The sequence below is a fragment of the Corynebacterium endometrii genome, assembly GCF_004795735.1.
GTDB classification, from domain to species: domain Bacteria; phylum Actinomycetota; class Actinomycetes; order Mycobacteriales; family Mycobacteriaceae; genus Corynebacterium; species Corynebacterium endometrii.
Genome location: NZ_CP039247.1, coordinates 1,730,035 through 1,746,006 on the forward strand (window position 1 = coordinate 1,730,035; position 15,972 = coordinate 1,746,006).

A 15,972-nucleotide genomic window follows, 5' to 3' on the forward strand; every position below is an offset into this window, starting at 1 on the left:
ATCATCAATAACACGTAGGGTAAACACCGTGACTGTTAAGCCAGAAGGACGCAAGTTGCTCCGCATCGAGAAGAAGAATGCGGAGACCCCAATCGAACAGAAACCCCGGTGGATCCGCAACCAGGTCCGCACAGGCCCCGGATATGAGGACGTGAAGTCAAAGGTTAGGGGCGCCTCCCTGCACACCGTGTGCCAGGAGGCGGGCTGCCCTAATATCCATGAGTGCTGGGAGTCCCGTGAGGCCACCTTCCTCATCGGCGGCGACTCCTGCACCCGCCGCTGCGACTTTTGCGATATCAAGACGGGCAAGCCTGAGGCCCTGGACCGGGACGAACCTCGCCGCGTGGCGGAGTCCGTCAAGGAAATGCAGCTCAATTACTCCACCATTACCGGCGTGACCCGCGATGACCTCCCCGATGAGGGCGCGTGGCTCTACGCCGAGGTGGTACGCCAGATCCACGAGCTCAATCCGCATACCGGCGTGGAGAACCTAACCCCTGATTTCTCGGGCAAGCCTGACTTGCTCCAGGAGGTCTTCGAGGCCCGCCCGGAGGTCTTTGCGCACAACGTGGAGACCGTTCCGCGTATCTTCAAGCGCATCCGCCCGGCCTTCCGCTATGAGCGTTCCCTGGACGTCATCCGCCAGGCCCATGATTTTGGGCTTATCACCAAGTCCAACCTGATCCTGGGCATGGGTGAGACCAAGGAGGAGATCGAGGAGGCGCTTAAGGATATCCGCGACGCCGGCTGCGACATCATCACCATCACCCAGTACCTGCGCCCGGGCCCACGCTTCCATCCAATCGAGCGCTGGGTCCGCCCCGAGGAGTTCGTTGAGCACTCCCAGCTGGCCAAGGAACTGGGTTACGGCGGCGTGATGGCCGGACCTCTGGTTCGCTCCTCCTACCGCGCGGGCCGCCTCTACGTACAGGCCATGAAGGCCCGCGGCTTGGAGATTCCAGAGAACCTCAAGCACCTGGAGGAGACCTCGGAAGGCGCCACCGCGCAGGAGGCCTCCACCCTGCTGAACAAGTACGGCCCGTCCGAGGAAACCCCCGTGACCACCCGCTTGGTCAAGGCCGCCGCTCAATCGGATTCCGTAATGAGCACCATCCGCTAGCCTCACCCTCACAGAAGGGTAAAAGATTCAGCCCGCGCCGCGCGATGCCCACTGGTACCCACCTTTTGGCCATCGCGCGGCGTGGGCCGTTTCACTTTCTTGAGCTTGCCCTTTAAAGTAAAGGCCATGGCACAAGGCGAAGATAAGGCAGCACTCAAGGCAGCCAAGCAGCAAGAGCGCGCGGCTAAGCGCGCGCGTCGTAAAGAAACCCGCGGTCAAATGTGGCAGGCGTTCCAGATGCAGCGCAAGCAGGACAGTGCTCTTGTCCCGCTCATGCTCCTGGCCATCCTGGGCACCGCGTTAGTCTTCTTCCTCATTGGCCTGCTCTTTAATGGCCAGTGGTTCATGCTGATTCTGGGCCTTGGCGTGGGCTTCCTCATCGCCATGTTCATCTTCACCCGCCGCCTTGAGCGCGATATGTACAAGCGCGTTGAGGACCAGCCGGGCGTGGCCGGTTGGGCGCTGGAGCAGCAGCTGAAAAACACCGTCGGCGTGGTCTGGAAGGTCTCCCCTGGCGTGGCCGTTACCCGCCAGCAGGATTTGATCCACCGCGTCATTGGCAACCCGGGCGTCATCTTTGTCTGCGAGGGCAACTCTAAGCGCCTGGCCTCCAACCTGTCCGTGCTGAAGAAGCGCGTGGATAAGTTGGCCCCCGGTGTACCCGTCTACGAGGTCCACGCCGGCAACGGTGAGGGCGAGGTTCCCGTGGGCAAGCTGCGCAGCCACATCATGCGCCTGCCGCGCAACTACAACAAGGATGGCGTCTACGCGAACATCCGCCGCATCGAGGCGATGGACAATATGCCTGGCACCACCCCGGGCCTGCCTAAGGGCCCGATGCCGAAGCAGGCCCAGAACATGGCCGGCATGAACCGCCGCATGCGCCGCGCCTCTGAGCGCAAGGGCAAGTAAGCACTCACCACCGCTTCTGCCTCACCAATTGACTAGCCCGGGTTGCTACCCGGGCTTTTGTCTTGTTCCTTAACGCCACTGGGGAGTCACGGCGAAGATGTCCGGGTAGTTCACAAAATCGAAGACAAAGCGCAGCACCGATTCGCGGTAGCCAATGAACTCCCCGCTGCGAACCAGCGCGAGCACCTCCTCCTGGCTTGCCCACTTTATGGCAGCCACTTCATCATTGGGCACCGCCAAAGACTCTAAGTCCACGGGTTTCTCCACGAGGTAGAAGTCATCAAACCCGCCGGGAAAGTTAAAGGTAAACGCCGCCCGCAGCTGGGATGGGTCTAATTCGATGCCCAGTTCCTCACGTGTTTCCCGGGCAACGCCTTCCGCGGATGTTTCCCCCGCGACTACGGATCCTCCAACGCTGAAATCCCACTGCCCCGGCCATGTGGGCTTATCCGGCGCCCGCCGCTGGATCAGCATGCGGCCTAGGTCATCGAACAAGCACAGATGCACAACGGTATGAAAGTGCCCCTCGGCGATGACAGGCCCACGCGGGACCTGCTTGCCGGTGCGTTGGCGGTGCTCATCATAGACGTCCCAGTGTTCCATGCGGATCATCCTACCCACCCCTACCCCATGCTTAAGGGTCTCCGGCGCTGCCAACCCCCGGGGAAATGCTGCCGCACCTCCGAAAAAATAAAGCACGCACTTGCGAAAACACGCATGAAAAAAGCCTTGGGAACGCTGCCCCAAGGCCTATGCGAAACGCCGGTTTAGACGTGGATGACAGCGGTACCGGTGCCGCGATCGTGGAGACCGCGGCCGTCCGCGTCCACCATCGCAGCCGGAAATACCGTGGAGGTCAGCAGCGTGCGAACCACGGCGCGCCACAGGCCGACTCGGGCACCGGCGATATCAACACGCGCCACGCCCAGGCCCAAAATGGCCATGCCTGGGGTGCGGGCAAAGAGCCAGCCGCCGATGATGCCCACCACTACCCAAAGGATAAGGGTGACTGTGGAAACGTCACCCAGCTGCATGGTGAAGCGGGTAATAACAAGCGCCAGAGCCAGGCAGATTATCCAGTCCAGGGCCACGGCCATTGCGCGGCGGCCAACGGAAGCCATGGAACCGGAGCCGCTTTGCGGGAGTCCCAGTTTCTCCCCGGGCCATTTGCCCGGTGCGTCAGGGTCATCAAATTCGCCAGGAATTCCTGGGCCATCTAGCCATGTGCGCTTATCTGCCATGCCAGACACCTTACTTGAGATCAAAATTTAGTACTAAACCTGCGAATTCCCCCGATGTGGTGTGCACCATGATCAGAAATTCTACCTGTCGATAGATAATCTGTTACGCTATAGATATCCTAGAAAAAGAACTGCGGACACCCGCTGTTTCACCCCGATTAACTACTAGGGTACGCCAACCTAGTGGAGCGCACCAGCCCACTATCAAACTCGAGGAGACACTAATGGCCTTTGAATCCGTTCAGGACATTGTCAAGTTCATTAAGGATGAGGACGTAAAGTTCGTTGACATCCGCTTTACTGACGTTCCGGGCACCGAGAACCACTTCACCATCCCGGCCTCCATGTTCGATGAGGAAGCTGCCGAAGAGGGTTTCGCCTTTGACGGTTCCTCCATCCGCGGCTTTACCACCATTGATGAGTCTGACATGAACCTGAAGCCTGATTGCCAGACTGCCTTCGTGGATCCCTTCCGCGCGGAGAAGACCCTGAACATCAAGTTCTTCGTCCACGATCCTTTCACCTCTGAGCCATTCTCCCGCGACCCACGTAACGTAGCCCGCAAGGCCGAGGAGTACTTGGCCTCCACCGGCATCGCGGACACCTGCTTCTTCGGCGCCGAGGCTGAGTTCTTCATCTTCGATTCCGTCCGTTACGCAGCAGACACCCACACCTCCTTCTACGAGGTTGATTCCAATGAGGGCTGGTGGAACCGCGGCGCGGAGACCAACGTGGACGGCTCCCTTAACACCGGTTACAAGACCCGCCCTAAGGGTGGCTACTTCCCAACCGCCCCTTACGACAAGACCGAGGGCGTGCGCGACGCTATGGTCCGCAACCTGCAGGACGCGGGCTTTGAGATTGAGCGCTTCCACCATGAGGTAGCTACCGGCGGCCAGAACGAGATTAACTACAAGTTCAACACCCTGCTGCACGCGGCTGATGATATTCAGACCTTCAAGTACATCATCAAGAACACCGCCGCTAACTTCGGCCAGTCCGCCACCTTTATGCCTAAGCCACTCGCTGGCGACAACGGTTCCGGCATGCACGCCCACCAGTCCCTGTGGAAGGACGGCAAGCCACTGTTCCACGATGAGGCGGGCTACGCGGGCCTGTCTGACCTTGCGCGCTACTACATCGGCGGCATCCTGCACCACGCCGGCGCGGTCCTGGCGTTTACCAACCCAACCCTGAACTCCTACCACCGCCTGGTTCCTGGCTTCGAGGCCCCAATTAACCTGGTGTACTCCCAGCGCAACCGTTCCGCCGCCGTTCGTATCCCAATCACCGGCTCCAACCCGAAGGCCAAGCGCCTGGAGTTCCGCGCACCGGACCCATCCGGCAACCCTTACTTCGGCTTCGCCGCGATGATGCTCGCCGGCCTGGACGGCATCAAGAACCGCATCGAGCCACACGCTCCAGTGGACAAGGACCTCTACGAGCTGCCACCAGAGGAGGCCGCATCCATCCCGCAGGCACCTACCTCCCTCGAGGCATCCCTGCAGGCGCTGCAGGAGGACTCCGAGTTCCTCACCGAGGGCGACGTATTCACCGAGGACCTCATCGAGTCCTACATCCAGTACAAGGTGGACAACGAGATTCAGCCTAGCCGCCTGCGTCCTACCCCACTCGAGTTCGAGATGTACTACGACTGCTAATTTGAGTGGCGTTTCACTAACCTGCTGATATTGGGTTTTCGCAGGTCAACACCCCGGCATAGCGCGCATAACAGACATCAAAATATGCGCGTGCGGGATCCTTGCGGGATCCACACACCACCCAAAACACAAAAATAGCCTCCGCGGCATCAACACAACCGTTGACACCACGGGGGCTATTTCGATCACCTAGCGCACTCCTCAAGCCACTCCGAGTACGTTAGAATATGCGGAACCTTCTTCCAGCCCTCATGAGCGGAGACAAGCTCCTCTGAATATTCCCACTTCCACCAAAAAGGCCACCCCATGAACCCCAGCAATGTCGTCTCCATCGAAGCCCACCGCGAACGCGGAAAAAAGACATACCTACAAATCCCCGGCCGGGTAGCCAATGAAACCGGCTCACGGCCATTTCTCGGCAAAGCGGACGACGGCAACGAATACTGGTGCAAGCGGATCGAAAGCGACCACGGCCGCGAAGCTGTCGTCAACGAAGTAGCCGCAAGTGTCGTTGGCCAACGCCTCGGCGCTCACATCCGCCCTTGGAAAATCATTTATGTACCCCCGTCACTCCAAGGACTTCTAGTCGGAAACTCCACATGGAGATACCGACTCACCGGTACACCCCTATTCGGGTCACTTAACCTTCATACCAGCACACTTCACCAGGAATTCGGAGTCATCCCGTTCGTAAATGATGACGCCAACCACAACCACATCCCCAAACTCATCGCTATGTGGGCCTTGTGCAACGTTCAGGGAGACCTCCAAATATTGACCGACAACAACGAAGACAACTCAATTTGGTCTATTGACCACGGCTTTTGGTTCGATTCACTCCCGTACCCTTGGCAATTGACTCCACTGGAGCGTTCAGGTGGCACCCCGCACATCCCCCACCTACGCGAGGTAATTCCAGGCAGTTCTTGGGATAAAGCTATTACCGCGCTCGACAATTTGGACATCTCCCTAAAAGAAGAGTTACGTGACGCGTTGCCGATAGAATGGTCGGTACCTGAGCATGAGACGGACAAGCTTATGAGATACGTTCTTGAGCGCAAGGACTACACGCGAGAACTTCTGGGTTCTTACAGAACCGGAAAAGGACAATGACATGAGATTCGACTACTGGACCGTCAGTGTGGTTCCTCGCCCCATGGGCATCACCACAATCGGTGTCGGCGTCATCGTCATCGACCCCGCGACCGGTCAATTAAAGTACATGTTCCGTACCGACCAGGGCATTCGCCACGACTCAGAGTTTCCTGATGCGATAAGGCCAGCGCTACGCAATTTCAAGGCAGACCTCAACAAGCTGACGACTACAACCGAGCCGCTGAACCTGAAGGGGCAGCACACGCTTTCAAGCTATCTCGAGTTTGTTAGTCGCCATTGGCACAACCTCATTCAAGTTCGCGCCATGCAAAGCATGGACGCGGCGAACATCGAGGAAGCCGTAGACCTATTGTTCTCAACGCTCATCGGTGAGACGCCAACCCGCAAGCATCAATACGACGTTCGGCAGGTGCGTGGCCTCATTCGTCGTGAGTATGAACAGCATCCCCGGCTGCTGGAGGCGACAACCTTCGAGACCAATGTGCAGGTTTCTCGACGCGAGCTGGATTTGAATTTAGCGGTAGTGCATGAGGGCCAAGTTATCGAGCTTAACCAGGCTTTCAATTTCCGGTCTTCTGACTCTAAGGGCACACGTTCGGCCATTGATTCTTGGACCTTGAAGGTTGAGAAGTTGCAGAGTGACGGGGGTGAGCTTTTCATCGAGGAAGCTTCGTTGTGGGTTCCACGAAACCCCGATGTCGTTGCTGTCACGGCTCCGCCGATTTCTCCAGCTCAGAAGAAGAATTTCCGGCTGTTTCAGGATTTCTGCAGTGACCTTAACATCACACTGTTGCATCCGGAAGATATTCCTCAGCATGCTGCGTGGCTCGATAGCCGGTTGGCATCGTAGAACGACGATCTTCGCCTTGAAGGGTGGGGCTGACTTCTGGCGCGGTTGGCCGCGGAGCTCGGAGGGATGGTTCTTGTGGCCCAGGTATGGCGGGACATGATGGAAAATCTGCGTTTAGCCACTTAACACATAGCGGCCTAGCGCGCCATAATAGGTTTATAACTTAAGAGAGGAGGTGAAAATGCTCGAAATTATCGTTTCAGCCGTTGTAATCTGGCCCGCAGCACTGAAAACGAGAGAGCACTTCAAAAAGTACCCATTACGAAAAGACACACCACCCCAAGTTGAAAGTAGTTCTCCGGTCGAACTAGCCGTTACCTAGTTCGACCGGGGAACTACCCCCACACTATCAAGAAAGGAATCACTCCATGACAGCAATCATCCTAGGGTTGCTCGCTATCGCTATCTACTTCCAGTGGACCACAGTAACCGTTGGCATCATCGCAGCGTGCTCCGTAGTTGCACTCGCTCTTGATACCCGCGCAATCCTCAGCACAAGGAAAAGCGCATGAACCCCATCATCACAGACCGCGATACCGGCCGCGAACTCTGGCGGGTCAAGGAGTGCGCTGCCCATTGCGGCATCAAGCCGTCGACCTGGACCACATACTCGGCCCAGGGGCGCACCCCCGAGCCCGTTGGTCACTTCGACCAACGAACACCACTCTGGGACGCCGAAGAAGTCCGCACCTGGCACGCCGGGCGCCCAGGCTCCCCCGTCCCCAACCGCCCCTAAACATGCACCGCCCCGGGACTCTCCAACTACCACATCATCAAGCACCAGGGTGGAAACCACAAAACACACCGAAAGCGTGCCTGGAAGTGCCACCCGGCACATATCTCAGCACTGGCCAACAAACAAGAGGCCTACCCGATGGCCATCCCAAAACGCACCACCAAAACAGGCACCACCCGCTGGGTCGCACGCTACCGCGACGCAACCGGCAAAGAACACTCCCGCAGTTTCAACACCCAACGCGCGGCAGAAGCCTATCTTCAAGACCATCAACGCGCAGTACGCCGCAACGAATGGATCGCCCCCACAAATACAACAGTGCGCGAGCGCCGCGATGCCGCCGATAATGCGAGCACCGCAGCCAGTAGGCGCGGCCTGTTGACGAACCTGGGCAAGCTTGCCGACTTGAATGTTGCGGCGGTGAAGCCCGCGCATATCCGCGCATGGTTGGATGCGCTCATCACCGGCAGGCCATGGGCCGACGATAAGCCACTCGCCACGTCGACGGCCACAACCTACGCTGCGATTCTGCACGGCGTGTTCACCACGGCGGTCAACGATGACCTGATTGGCCGGCATCCGATGCGTGGTGCGAAGCTGCGGAAGGTGGAGGTTGCGGTTGAACGCGCCGACATTCCCACGATGGCAGATTTCCGGGCGCTCATCCGCGCAGCGGAGAGCACGGGCGTGGGGCGTGCAGCGAACCCAACACTGGCGGCGATGGTTCAGGTGGCGGCGGAGACTGGTCTGCGTGCCGGTGAGTTGTGCGGGCTGCGAGTGCGGAATGTTAATTTTCTGAAGGGGAACACGGTCAGCCACTTAATCACTTTCACGGTCGCCACAGCGCCCACGAGGTACGCCACAGTGCCCACACGCCTGCCACGTTGTCCGTAACAGCCTCAAAGGGGTCACCCGCATCTCACCACGCATCGGGGAGTCCTGGCGCCACACAAGGGGTGCACATAATCAGCTACGCAGCCAGCGGTGGCGCGTTCACATCTGCAAGCTCACGCAGGGAAAGATCTTCCAGATCCGTTGGATCTGGTGGCGGGGTAGGGTCAGTCCAGTCATCGTTGTGGTCGCCCTTGCGTAGCCAGCGAGAAATCAGCCCAAAATTCACACCCACAACACCAAGAGCAATGTGGAACAGTCGAGCAGCCCACCCACGCATAAGACGAGCGGTGGAGTCACCCCTCCGAACATTTTTACGGATGAGTCACCACGCAGTGTCAGCAAGCTGTGGGATAGTTAAAGGCAGTGAAAACCGTTTGACCTGCCACACCCTTTCTAGGGTAGGGTGAAGGGTTAAAAACTGACTTAAATTTGACTATTCCCTCGGAGTGATGTATTGACTACTTCCAGTTCTTTGTACCAAGCAGTGTGGGGCACCGCAGATACCTACTTACGAGGTGTAGTCTCCCGCCAGAATTATGGTGAGTTCATCCTCCCGTTCACGGTTCTCAGGCGCATGGAATGTGCGCTAGAAGAATCCAAGGCTGATGTGTTGGCAACTATTGACGCTAATTCACACATGCCAGAACACCTCATCGACGCGATGGTATTCGCACAGCATGACCTGCCCTTCTACTCCTCTTCCCCACTTTCTCTAAAAGCCATTGCGTCATCTGACGACAATGTAAAGGCGGGTATGCTCACCTACCTTGATTCCTTTAACGAGACGGTGCGCGATGTGTGGCGTGCTTTCAAGTTTCATGATCTCTTGGAGACATTGGAAGAGGGCAACATCCTCTGGGGTGTAGTCTCCCACTTTGCAGGAATCGACCTTTCAGATGAAGCACTTGGTGGGCAGTCCAATAAGTCTGCTGAGAATGTCATGGGTGACCTGTTCGAGGATCTGATGTTCAGGTCATTCTCCGAGAACGGTCAAGTCGCCGGTGAATACTACACCCCGCGTGAAGTTATTCGCTTGATGGTAGATGTGCTCCTGAACTCTGATGATGACGGTCTGCAGGGCAAGAACCCAGCCCGCACCGTTTATGACCCAGCAGCGGGCACGGGCGGAATGCTCCTCGTGGCTAAGAACGCTATGGAGGAGCTGAACCCGAACATCGAAGTTGGTCTGTTTGGTCAGGAGATGATGGTTAAGTCTTACGCACTTGGTCGCTCTGATTTGATTGTTGCCGGTGCAGACCCTAACGCCATGAAGTTGGGTGACACCCTGGCAGATGACAAGTACACAGGTGACCAATTCGACTACGTTCTATCCAATCCTCCATACGGCTCTGACTGGAAAAAGTCCAAGGACGCTGTAACCACCGAATCCAAGATTGAGGGCTCCCGATTCAGCCACGGACTCCCACCTGTTTCCGATGGTCAGATGCTCTTCTTGTGCCATGTAGTGGACAAGCTCAAAGATGCCGAGAAAGGTACCACCAAGGGCGGTCGCGGTGGCGTAGTTACCAACGGCTCCCCGCTGTTTACTGGTTCAGCCGGATCTGGCGCTGACAATATTCGAGGCTGGCTGATTGAAGAAGATCTGATTGATGCCATCATCGCGCTTCCAACCGACATGTTCTACAACACGGGTATTGCCACCTACATCTGGATTGTGGACAAGAACAAGGAGCCAAAACGCCGCAAAAAGATACAGCTGATTGACGCTACCGACCAGTGGACACCAATGCGCAAGTCCATGGGCAATAAGCGCCGATACTTCTCTGAGGATGACCAAAAGTTCATTGGAAAGCTGTACGCCGATTTTGAGGACGCAGACCCTAAGTTCTCCAAGGTTGTCACGGCTAAGGAATTGAGCTTCTACGATGTGCCAATGTTCCGAGTCAAGCATTACGCCACCTCGATTACGGATGACACTGTGGCAGCAGCAATGGAACACAAGCAGGCGCTCACCGGGCACGAAGCGGTTATCCGCTCTTGTGAGGGAGTGGCATGGAATGACCTACCAGACCACTTGAAGAAGCAAGCAAAGCAGGCTGGTCTCAAGATGGGTGCTCCGCTGATTGGTCACATTATGGCTGCTGTAGCTGTAGATGACCCAGAAGCTCCTGAAGCAATCGACCACAAGGGAAATCCAGTGATTGACTCTTCTTCCAAGATTGTGGAACGAGTACCACGCACAGAGGACATTGAAGAGCACATGGAGCGTGAAGTCTACCCGTTCGCACCTGACCTCACCTGGAACGAAGATGACGTGAAGATCGGGTACGAAATCCCAATGACCCGCATGTTCTACACCCCAGAAGAAACCGAGACCCTAGAAGAGCTAGACAAGCTGCTCGACGAGAAGCTAGCGCTCATTCAGAAGCTGCTGGTGGAGGTGCAGAAGTGATGAGCAATGTTGCTGGTCTTGAAGGCTCACCTTTCCGTGATTCTCGCTATCCGCTAGTCCTTGCTGGAAGTATCTTCCCCCAAAGCACGACCAAAGGGTCTGTGAAAGAATTCCAACCGTTATCCGTTGGACAAGCTGGCGTCACCAAACAATTGGAAAGAGTTGCACAGCAACAAGGGGATGCAGACCGAAAACTAGTTGAACCAGGTGATCTAGTAATCAATTCTCGGTCAGACAGACGAGGCGCTAGCGGGTTATCTTCGCTAACAGGTCTCGTCTCAGTGGTTTACACAGTGCTTAAACCTCGAACCGAATACATAGATTCTCGGTACGCTGAACTACTTTTCAAAAGTAAGGCTTTTCAGGATGAGTACTACCGTTGGGGTACTGGCATAGTTGATGATTTGTGGAGCACTAGATATGAACGATTTGCCAGTATCAGGCTCCCCCTCCCGCCTCTGGAGACTCAGCGCCGTATCGCGGATTATCTCGACAAGGAGACCGCGCAGATTGATACGCTCACGGCGGAGCTGGATGGCTATGTGGAGCTGCTGGAAAAACGAAGGCGGGAAACCATCTCTACGGCTGTTTCATCGCTGCCTAACGGGTCACCGTTTGAGCTAGTTCCTCTCAATCTCATTATTCGCGTTGCTGATGGACTGGTAGACCCACTGGACGAGGAGTTCTCTGAACTACCCTTGATTGCCCCCAACCACATCGAAAAGAACACTGGGAAACTGATTGAGCCTATTGAGTCCGCACGTGAGCAGGGAGCAATCAGTGGAAAGGGTTTCGTTCGAGCTGGTCAGGTTGTCTACAGCAAGATTCGTCCCGCATTAAACAAGGTGACCATAGCCAATCAGGACTCTCTCTGTAGTGCAGACATGTACCCATTAGAAACGATGGGTAACGTGCATGAACGATTCCTGCTCTATGCACTTATCGACAAGCGATTCGTGGAGTCCGCAGTAGTGGAATCATCAAGGGTTGCAATGCCGAAAGTAAATCGAGAAACACTTGGGGTGCTTCGTATTCCCCTGCCCGACCTCGATACCCAGCGCCGTATCGCGGATTATCTCGATAAGGAAACCGCTCGAATCGATACCCTCATCAAGGAATGCCGCGAACTTAAGGAAATCCTCTTGAAGCGTCGTCAAGTACTCATTACTGATGTAGTTACCGGAAAGGTGGAGGTGTAAGCCATGACTGATTCCCCTGTTGAAAAGGCTTTAACTAATTACCTTGAGATTGACTTTGAGGATTCTATTGTGGATTCACTCTCGTCCTCTGGGTGGCTGCATGACTCATCCAATGATGGTTGGGATGTGGAGCGAGCTATCTATGTTCCTGATGTTCTGCACTGGTTACAAACCCAGTTCCCAGATGAGTACGAGAAAGCGGTTCCGTCACGTCTTGGCGACCTTGAGAAGCAGGTGGCGGTCAATAAGCTCCTTGACCGCCTTGTGGAGATGCTGAACAAGAAGCACACTCTTACCGCCAAGACTAAGCAGGTGAAGAACGGTCTACTTGGCACATTGCGCCATGGTTTCTCACACTCCCAGCTTGGTCGCCAAAAGGCAACATTCCCGAACCTTGTGCAGTTCTACCCAGAGAATCCGCTGTACACGAGCGTTTCTGAGGTAGCGAAGCAGAATCGCTTGCGAGTCTTGCGTCAGGTGCGTTTTGATACCACGTCCACGCAGACGCTGGATCTGGTGCTTACGGTAAACGGTATCCCGGTTGTCACGATGGAACTCAAGACTGATAACACGCAAGCGGTACAGGATGCTATCAAGCAGTACCGCCAAGACCGTGTGCCGTCCAAGTCCCGCCCACTTCTTGCGCCAGGTCGTGCCTTGGTGCATTTCGCTGTATCTAATCAACAGGTGTACATGTCCACGGTACTGGCAGGCGCTAAGACCGTGTTCCTGCCGTTTAACCAAGGTGACGGATACCATTCCGGTAATCCGTCCAATCCGAATGGCTCTGACACGGCGTATCTGTGGGAGAAGGTGCTCCAACCTGAACTGTTCTTGCGTATTCTGCGTGATTACGCGCTGTGGGAACCAGCGAAGAAGGGCAACGATGGTCGCCTAGTGTTCCCTCGTTACCACCAGCTACGCGCCACTGAGCGTGTCATTTCGGACATGGTGACTAAGGGTTCTGGTCAGCGATTCCTGATTCAGCATTCCGCTGGTTCCGGGAAGACGAAGACCATTGCGTGGCTTGCTCACCGCGCTAACCGTGCATTCTCATCAGATGGCACTCCGCTGTTTGATTCCGTCATTGTGGTCACAGACCGCACGGCATTGGATGACAACATCAAGGAAGGTCTTGACCTCTTGCGGGCATCTGAGGGCATGGTGGTTGCAGTCGATAATGAGCTTGGGTCAAAGTCTAAGAAGCTTGAGAAGGCTCTTACCCACGGTGGGCACATTATTTCCTGCACCATTCAGACGTTCCCAGCTTTGGCACGTCTGATGGAAACGAAGCCAGATCTTGCAGGCAGAAACTATTGCGTGATTATCGATGAGGCGCACTCTTCTCAGCATGGTGAAGCAGCGAAGAAGCTGCGCGAGACGCTGGTTGATGTGAACCTCGAACTAGGCGAGGAAGAGGAGATCACCTCTGATGACATGCTTCTGGCTGTGGATTCAGCGGTGGCGAACTCCGCCAACCTCTCTTTCGTAGCGCTTACGGCAACGCCTAAGGCTAAGACACTTGCGGCTTATGGTGTGCCAGACCCAAGTGACCCAGTAAAGCGCATCCCGTATGACATCTACTCGATGAGTCAGGCGATTGAAGAAGGCTTCATCCTTGACGTACTCGCTAACTACTCAACCTATTCCATGTTCGCCCGCATCAAGGATGAGCTTGGGCGCACAGAGACTGTGGATGAGTCAGAAGCTGTGTCTGACATGGTGAGGTTTGCGCGTCTGCATCCAACGTCTGTTGCACAGAAAGTGCAGGTGACGGTGGAGCACTTCCGCCGTAACGTCATGCAGCACTTGGATGGAACAGCAAAGGCGATGGTAGTGGCACCAGACCGCCGTTCCGCGCTTACCTGGTCGCTAAAAATGAATGAGTACATCGCCGAGAAAGAGTATGAGGACATGACCACGCTGGTTGCGTTCTCCGGCTCACTGGATATTGATGATAATTCCGTGACCGAGTATTCCCTGAACGGCGTAAAAGATACGGCGCTTCACTTCCGTGAGAACGAGGAATGCAAGGTGCTGATTGTGGCGAACAAATTCCAAACGGGTTTTGACGAGCCGCGATTGTGCGCCATGTATGTGGATAAGTCTCTTTCCGGTGTCATGGCGGTGCAGACTCTTTCCCGTTTGAACCGCACGTTCCCGAACAAGCCAAAGCCTATGGTGGTGGATTTTGTGAACGAACCGGAGAAGATCGTGGAGTCGTTTAAGCCGTACTACCAGCAAGCGCATATTGAAGCTGATATTCCAGCGAACGCCCTCGATGACCTGGGACAACAGCTTGATGACGCAGAGTTCTACACCGAGGAAGAACTAGATGCACTGGGCACCGCCTATGTGGAGAATGAATCTTCCGAGCGTTTGCAGGCTCTTATTTCGCCTGTTCGTAAGCGCTGGAATGCGCATATGCGAGATGCACGCCTAACAGGCGATAAGGACGCATACGCGGACGGCAAGACGTTCAAGACGAATTGTGCGAAGTACACCCATGCTTGGGAGTTCCTCTCTCAGATTGTGGATTACCAAGATGCCACCTTGCATAAGCGTGCGATTGTGGCTGGGTTGCTCGCCAAGAATCTAAATGTTGAGCGCCAAGATGACGACGATGACTACACCACGGGTATTGAGCTTGTGGGTGTAGCTGTTGAGCCTCTGGAAACCGAAGAAGATCTCGGACTGGCAAAGGAAGAGATTGACGGAAAGCTAGACCTGCCGGGCTTCGATGGTCAGCCGGTCAGTGAGAACTCCCCAGTCAAGACCGCTTTCGATGAAGCCGTCGATAAGGTCAATCAGATTCTTGCAGCAGCTGGTGTTTCTGCATCTGATGAAGCCAAGTCCAGCGCTATCCGCGCATCCTACGGCAAGCTAGTTGAAGACGCACAGATTCAAGGCATGGCTGGTGAGAATGACGCTAAGCAGCTCGCTTCCACCCGCGCGTTTAAGCAAAAGGGACTGCAAGCACTATTGGGTTCTGCTCAAGAATCACAAGACGTGTACACCACCCTTTCCGCCGACATGGAGAATGTGGAAGCGGTACTTGGAGCACTGGCAGAACTGCTAGTTGCAGCGTCCAAAGACGCAGAGGTGAAGAAACGCCTTTCTGAGTAGTCCACAATCCGGACAGCACCCCACCGTCACCACATTGAACTGCACCCCGGCGTCGTGCAGCAGCAAGTTCAGCTTCTTTGCCGACAAGCCATAGTCCTTGGCAATCTCCGTGGTTGTGATCAGCGAATCTGACTGGAGCACCAGATCGTAGTAGGACACCTTTGGCTCGGCTTCTAGCAGGGCCTGTTCGGCCGCCAGTCGCTTGGCTCGCTCGGAGCGAAGCTGGACGATGGCCTACTCGAGGAACTCATCGTTGCCCAAAAGTTCGTCGATGGCGTAGACACCATGACGGCGAATGGTCGGTAGAACCTCGTCGACAACCCAGGCTTCGAAGTCCTGGGCTGCGGGGAGCTTGGAGGAGAAGATGAGCCGGTACAGGTCACCTTCGGTGATGAACCGGGCTTCTTGAGTGCGTCCGAGCGCATCGGTGATGGGGTGGTGAAACGCCACCCCACGTCCGTGCTGCTTGATGGCGCTAACTGGATCTTTGTATCCCAAGGCGGTGGCCACATCACGGCCACAGAAGTTCACCTTGTCCTCATGTTCGACGGTTCGGATCGTTCCAAAGGCATCGTTGGTGAATACCTGAAGATCTCTTGTAGCCATGTCCGGCTCCTTCTAAGAGCCAGGATTGACGTGAATTCCAGCAAGCCACGGGTGCGGCCGCGTCGGGCTCTCACGTATACGACGCTGAGCGTGTAAGA

16 protein-coding genes are annotated in these 15,972 nt (G+C 55.8%); 11 read left to right on the forward strand and 5 right to left on the reverse strand.

All coding sequences use genetic code 11. From position 1 onward, the window contains the following. The first annotated feature begins 28 nt into the window (after positions 1-28). Together lipA and CENDO_RS07790 are read left to right on the forward strand one after the other, a co-directional pair. Entirely contained in the window at positions 29-1,120 is a 1,092-nt protein-coding gene (lipA, locus tag CENDO_RS07785) for a lipoyl synthase (RefSeq protein ID WP_210726526.1), read from the forward strand. A 126-nt stretch (positions 1,121-1,246) separates the two neighbouring features. Continuing rightward, a complete protein-coding gene (locus CENDO_RS07790) occupies positions 1,247-2,032 on the forward strand; it encodes a DUF4191 domain-containing protein (protein WP_136141533.1) in 786 nt (261 codons plus the stop codon). Positions 2,033-2,101: 69 nt separating this feature from the next. On the opposite strand, the gene CENDO_RS07795 is transcribed toward CENDO_RS07790, so the two are convergent. Beyond that, entirely contained in the window at positions 2,102-2,635 is a 534-nt protein-coding gene (locus CENDO_RS07795) for an NUDIX hydrolase (protein WP_136141534.1), read from the reverse strand. A 164-nt stretch (positions 2,636-2,799) separates the two neighbouring features. After that, positions 2,800-3,273 (reverse strand): RDD family protein, encoded by a 474-nt coding sequence (locus tag CENDO_RS07800; RefSeq protein WP_136141535.1) that lies wholly within the window; start codon positions 3,271-3,273, stop codon positions 2,800-2,802. A 224-nt stretch (positions 3,274-3,497) separates the two neighbouring features. Here CENDO_RS07800 and glnA point away from each other — a divergent pair, with 224 nt between their 5' ends. From glnA to CENDO_RS07825, 6 genes are all read left to right on the forward strand, one after another. Next, positions 3,498-4,934: a type I glutamate--ammonia ligase gene (gene glnA / locus CENDO_RS07805; protein WP_136141536.1), complete on the forward strand. Its 1,437-nt coding sequence runs from the start codon at positions 3,498-3,500 to the stop codon at positions 4,932-4,934. A 306-nt stretch (positions 4,935-5,240) separates the two neighbouring features. Continuing rightward, positions 5,241-6,047, forward strand: a complete 807-nt coding sequence (locus CENDO_RS07810) for a HipA family kinase (protein ID WP_136141537.1) — start codon at positions 5,241-5,243, stop codon at positions 6,045-6,047. 1 nt (position 6,048) lies between these two features. Then, positions 6,049-6,900 carry a DUF3037 domain-containing protein gene (locus CENDO_RS07815; protein WP_136141538.1) on the forward strand — a complete coding sequence of 284 codons (852 nt, stop codon included), beginning with the start codon at positions 6,049-6,051 and terminating at the stop codon, positions 6,898-6,900. Between the two features lie 368 nt (positions 6,901-7,268). Then, positions 7,269-7,412 (forward strand): hypothetical protein, encoded by a 144-nt coding sequence (locus CENDO_RS11170; RefSeq protein ID WP_168707187.1) that lies wholly within the window; start codon positions 7,269-7,271, stop codon positions 7,410-7,412. Next, positions 7,409-7,636, forward strand: coding sequence for a helix-turn-helix transcriptional regulator (locus tag CENDO_RS07820; RefSeq protein ID WP_136141539.1), 228 nt, complete (start codon positions 7,409-7,411; stop codon positions 7,634-7,636). Before CENDO_RS11170 ends, CENDO_RS07820 begins: the two co-directional genes overlap by 4 nt. A gap of 138 nt (positions 7,637-7,774) precedes the next feature. Further along, positions 7,775-8,530: a site-specific integrase gene (locus tag CENDO_RS07825; RefSeq protein ID WP_136141540.1), complete on the forward strand. Its 756-nt coding sequence runs from the start codon at positions 7,775-7,777 to the stop codon at positions 8,528-8,530. Positions 8,531-8,606: 76 nt separating this feature from the next. Here the strand turns inward: CENDO_RS07825 and CENDO_RS11175 are convergent, their stop codons facing one another. Continuing rightward, positions 8,607-8,762 (reverse strand): hypothetical protein, encoded by a 156-nt coding sequence (locus CENDO_RS11175; protein ID WP_168707188.1) that lies wholly within the window; start codon positions 8,760-8,762, stop codon positions 8,607-8,609. A 222-nt stretch (positions 8,763-8,984) separates the two neighbouring features. Here CENDO_RS11175 and CENDO_RS07830 point away from each other — a divergent pair, with 222 nt between their 5' ends. From CENDO_RS07830 to CENDO_RS07840, 3 genes are read left to right on the forward strand one after another with little or no spacing between them, the layout of a single operon-like run. Beyond that, entirely contained in the window at positions 8,985-10,943 is a 1,959-nt protein-coding gene (locus CENDO_RS07830; RefSeq protein ID WP_136141541.1) for a type I restriction-modification system subunit M, read from the forward strand. Further along, entirely contained in the window at positions 10,943-12,142 is a 1,200-nt protein-coding gene (locus CENDO_RS07835; protein ID WP_136141542.1) for a restriction endonuclease subunit S, read from the forward strand. Before CENDO_RS07830 ends, CENDO_RS07835 begins: the two co-directional genes overlap by 1 nt. A gap of 3 nt (positions 12,143-12,145) precedes the next feature. Next, entirely contained in the window at positions 12,146-15,268 is a 3,123-nt protein-coding gene (locus CENDO_RS07840) for a type I restriction endonuclease subunit R (RefSeq protein ID WP_136141543.1), read from the forward strand. Here the strand turns inward: CENDO_RS07840 and CENDO_RS11445 are convergent. Both CENDO_RS11445 and CENDO_RS11300 read right to left on the reverse strand, forming a co-directional pair. Beyond that, positions 15,218-15,427: a phage antirepressor KilAC domain-containing protein gene (locus CENDO_RS11445; protein ID WP_425456164.1), complete on the reverse strand. Its 210-nt coding sequence runs from the start codon at positions 15,425-15,427 to the stop codon at positions 15,218-15,220. The two genes, CENDO_RS07840 and CENDO_RS11445, sit on opposite strands and share 51 nt — an antisense overlap. 75 nt (positions 15,428-15,502) lie before the next feature. Next, positions 15,503-15,874 (reverse strand): BRO-N domain-containing protein, encoded by a 372-nt coding sequence (locus CENDO_RS11300; RefSeq protein ID WP_246014225.1) that lies wholly within the window; start codon positions 15,872-15,874, stop codon positions 15,503-15,505. Positions 15,875-15,972 lie beyond the last annotated feature (98 nt).

Bases quoted from the DNA above. Each gene is read 5' to 3' on its own strand.
- CENDO_RS07790 (WP_136141533.1), top strand. From the start codon at position 1,247: ATGGCACAAGGCGAAGATAAGGCAGCACTCAAGGCAGCCAAGCAGCAA.
- CENDO_RS07795 (WP_136141534.1), bottom strand. From the start codon at position 2,635: ATGGAACACTGGGACGTCTATGATGAGCACCGCCAACGCACCGGCAAG.
- CENDO_RS07800 (WP_136141535.1), bottom strand. From the start codon at position 3,273: ATGGCAGATAAGCGCACATGGCTAGATGGCCCAGGAATTCCTGGCGAA.
- glnA (WP_136141536.1), top strand. From the start codon at position 3,498: ATGGCCTTTGAATCCGTTCAGGACATTGTCAAGTTCATTAAGGATGAG.
- CENDO_RS07810 (WP_136141537.1), top strand. From the start codon at position 5,241: ATGAACCCCAGCAATGTCGTCTCCATCGAAGCCCACCGCGAACGCGGA.
- CENDO_RS07815 (WP_136141538.1), top strand. From the start codon at position 6,049: ATGAGATTCGACTACTGGACCGTCAGTGTGGTTCCTCGCCCCATGGGC.
- CENDO_RS11170 (WP_168707187.1), top strand. From the start codon at position 7,269: ATGACAGCAATCATCCTAGGGTTGCTCGCTATCGCTATCTACTTCCAG.
- CENDO_RS07820 (WP_136141539.1), top strand. From the start codon at position 7,409: ATGAACCCCATCATCACAGACCGCGATACCGGCCGCGAACTCTGGCGG.
- CENDO_RS07825 (WP_136141540.1), top strand. From the start codon at position 7,775: ATGGCCATCCCAAAACGCACCACCAAAACAGGCACCACCCGCTGGGTC.
- CENDO_RS07835 (WP_136141542.1), top strand. From the start codon at position 10,943: ATGAGCAATGTTGCTGGTCTTGAAGGCTCACCTTTCCGTGATTCTCGC.
- CENDO_RS07840 (WP_136141543.1), top strand. From the start codon at position 12,146: ATGACTGATTCCCCTGTTGAAAAGGCTTTAACTAATTACCTTGAGATT.
- CENDO_RS11300 (WP_246014225.1), bottom strand. From the start codon at position 15,874: ATGGCTACAAGAGATCTTCAGGTATTCACCAACGATGCCTTTGGAACG.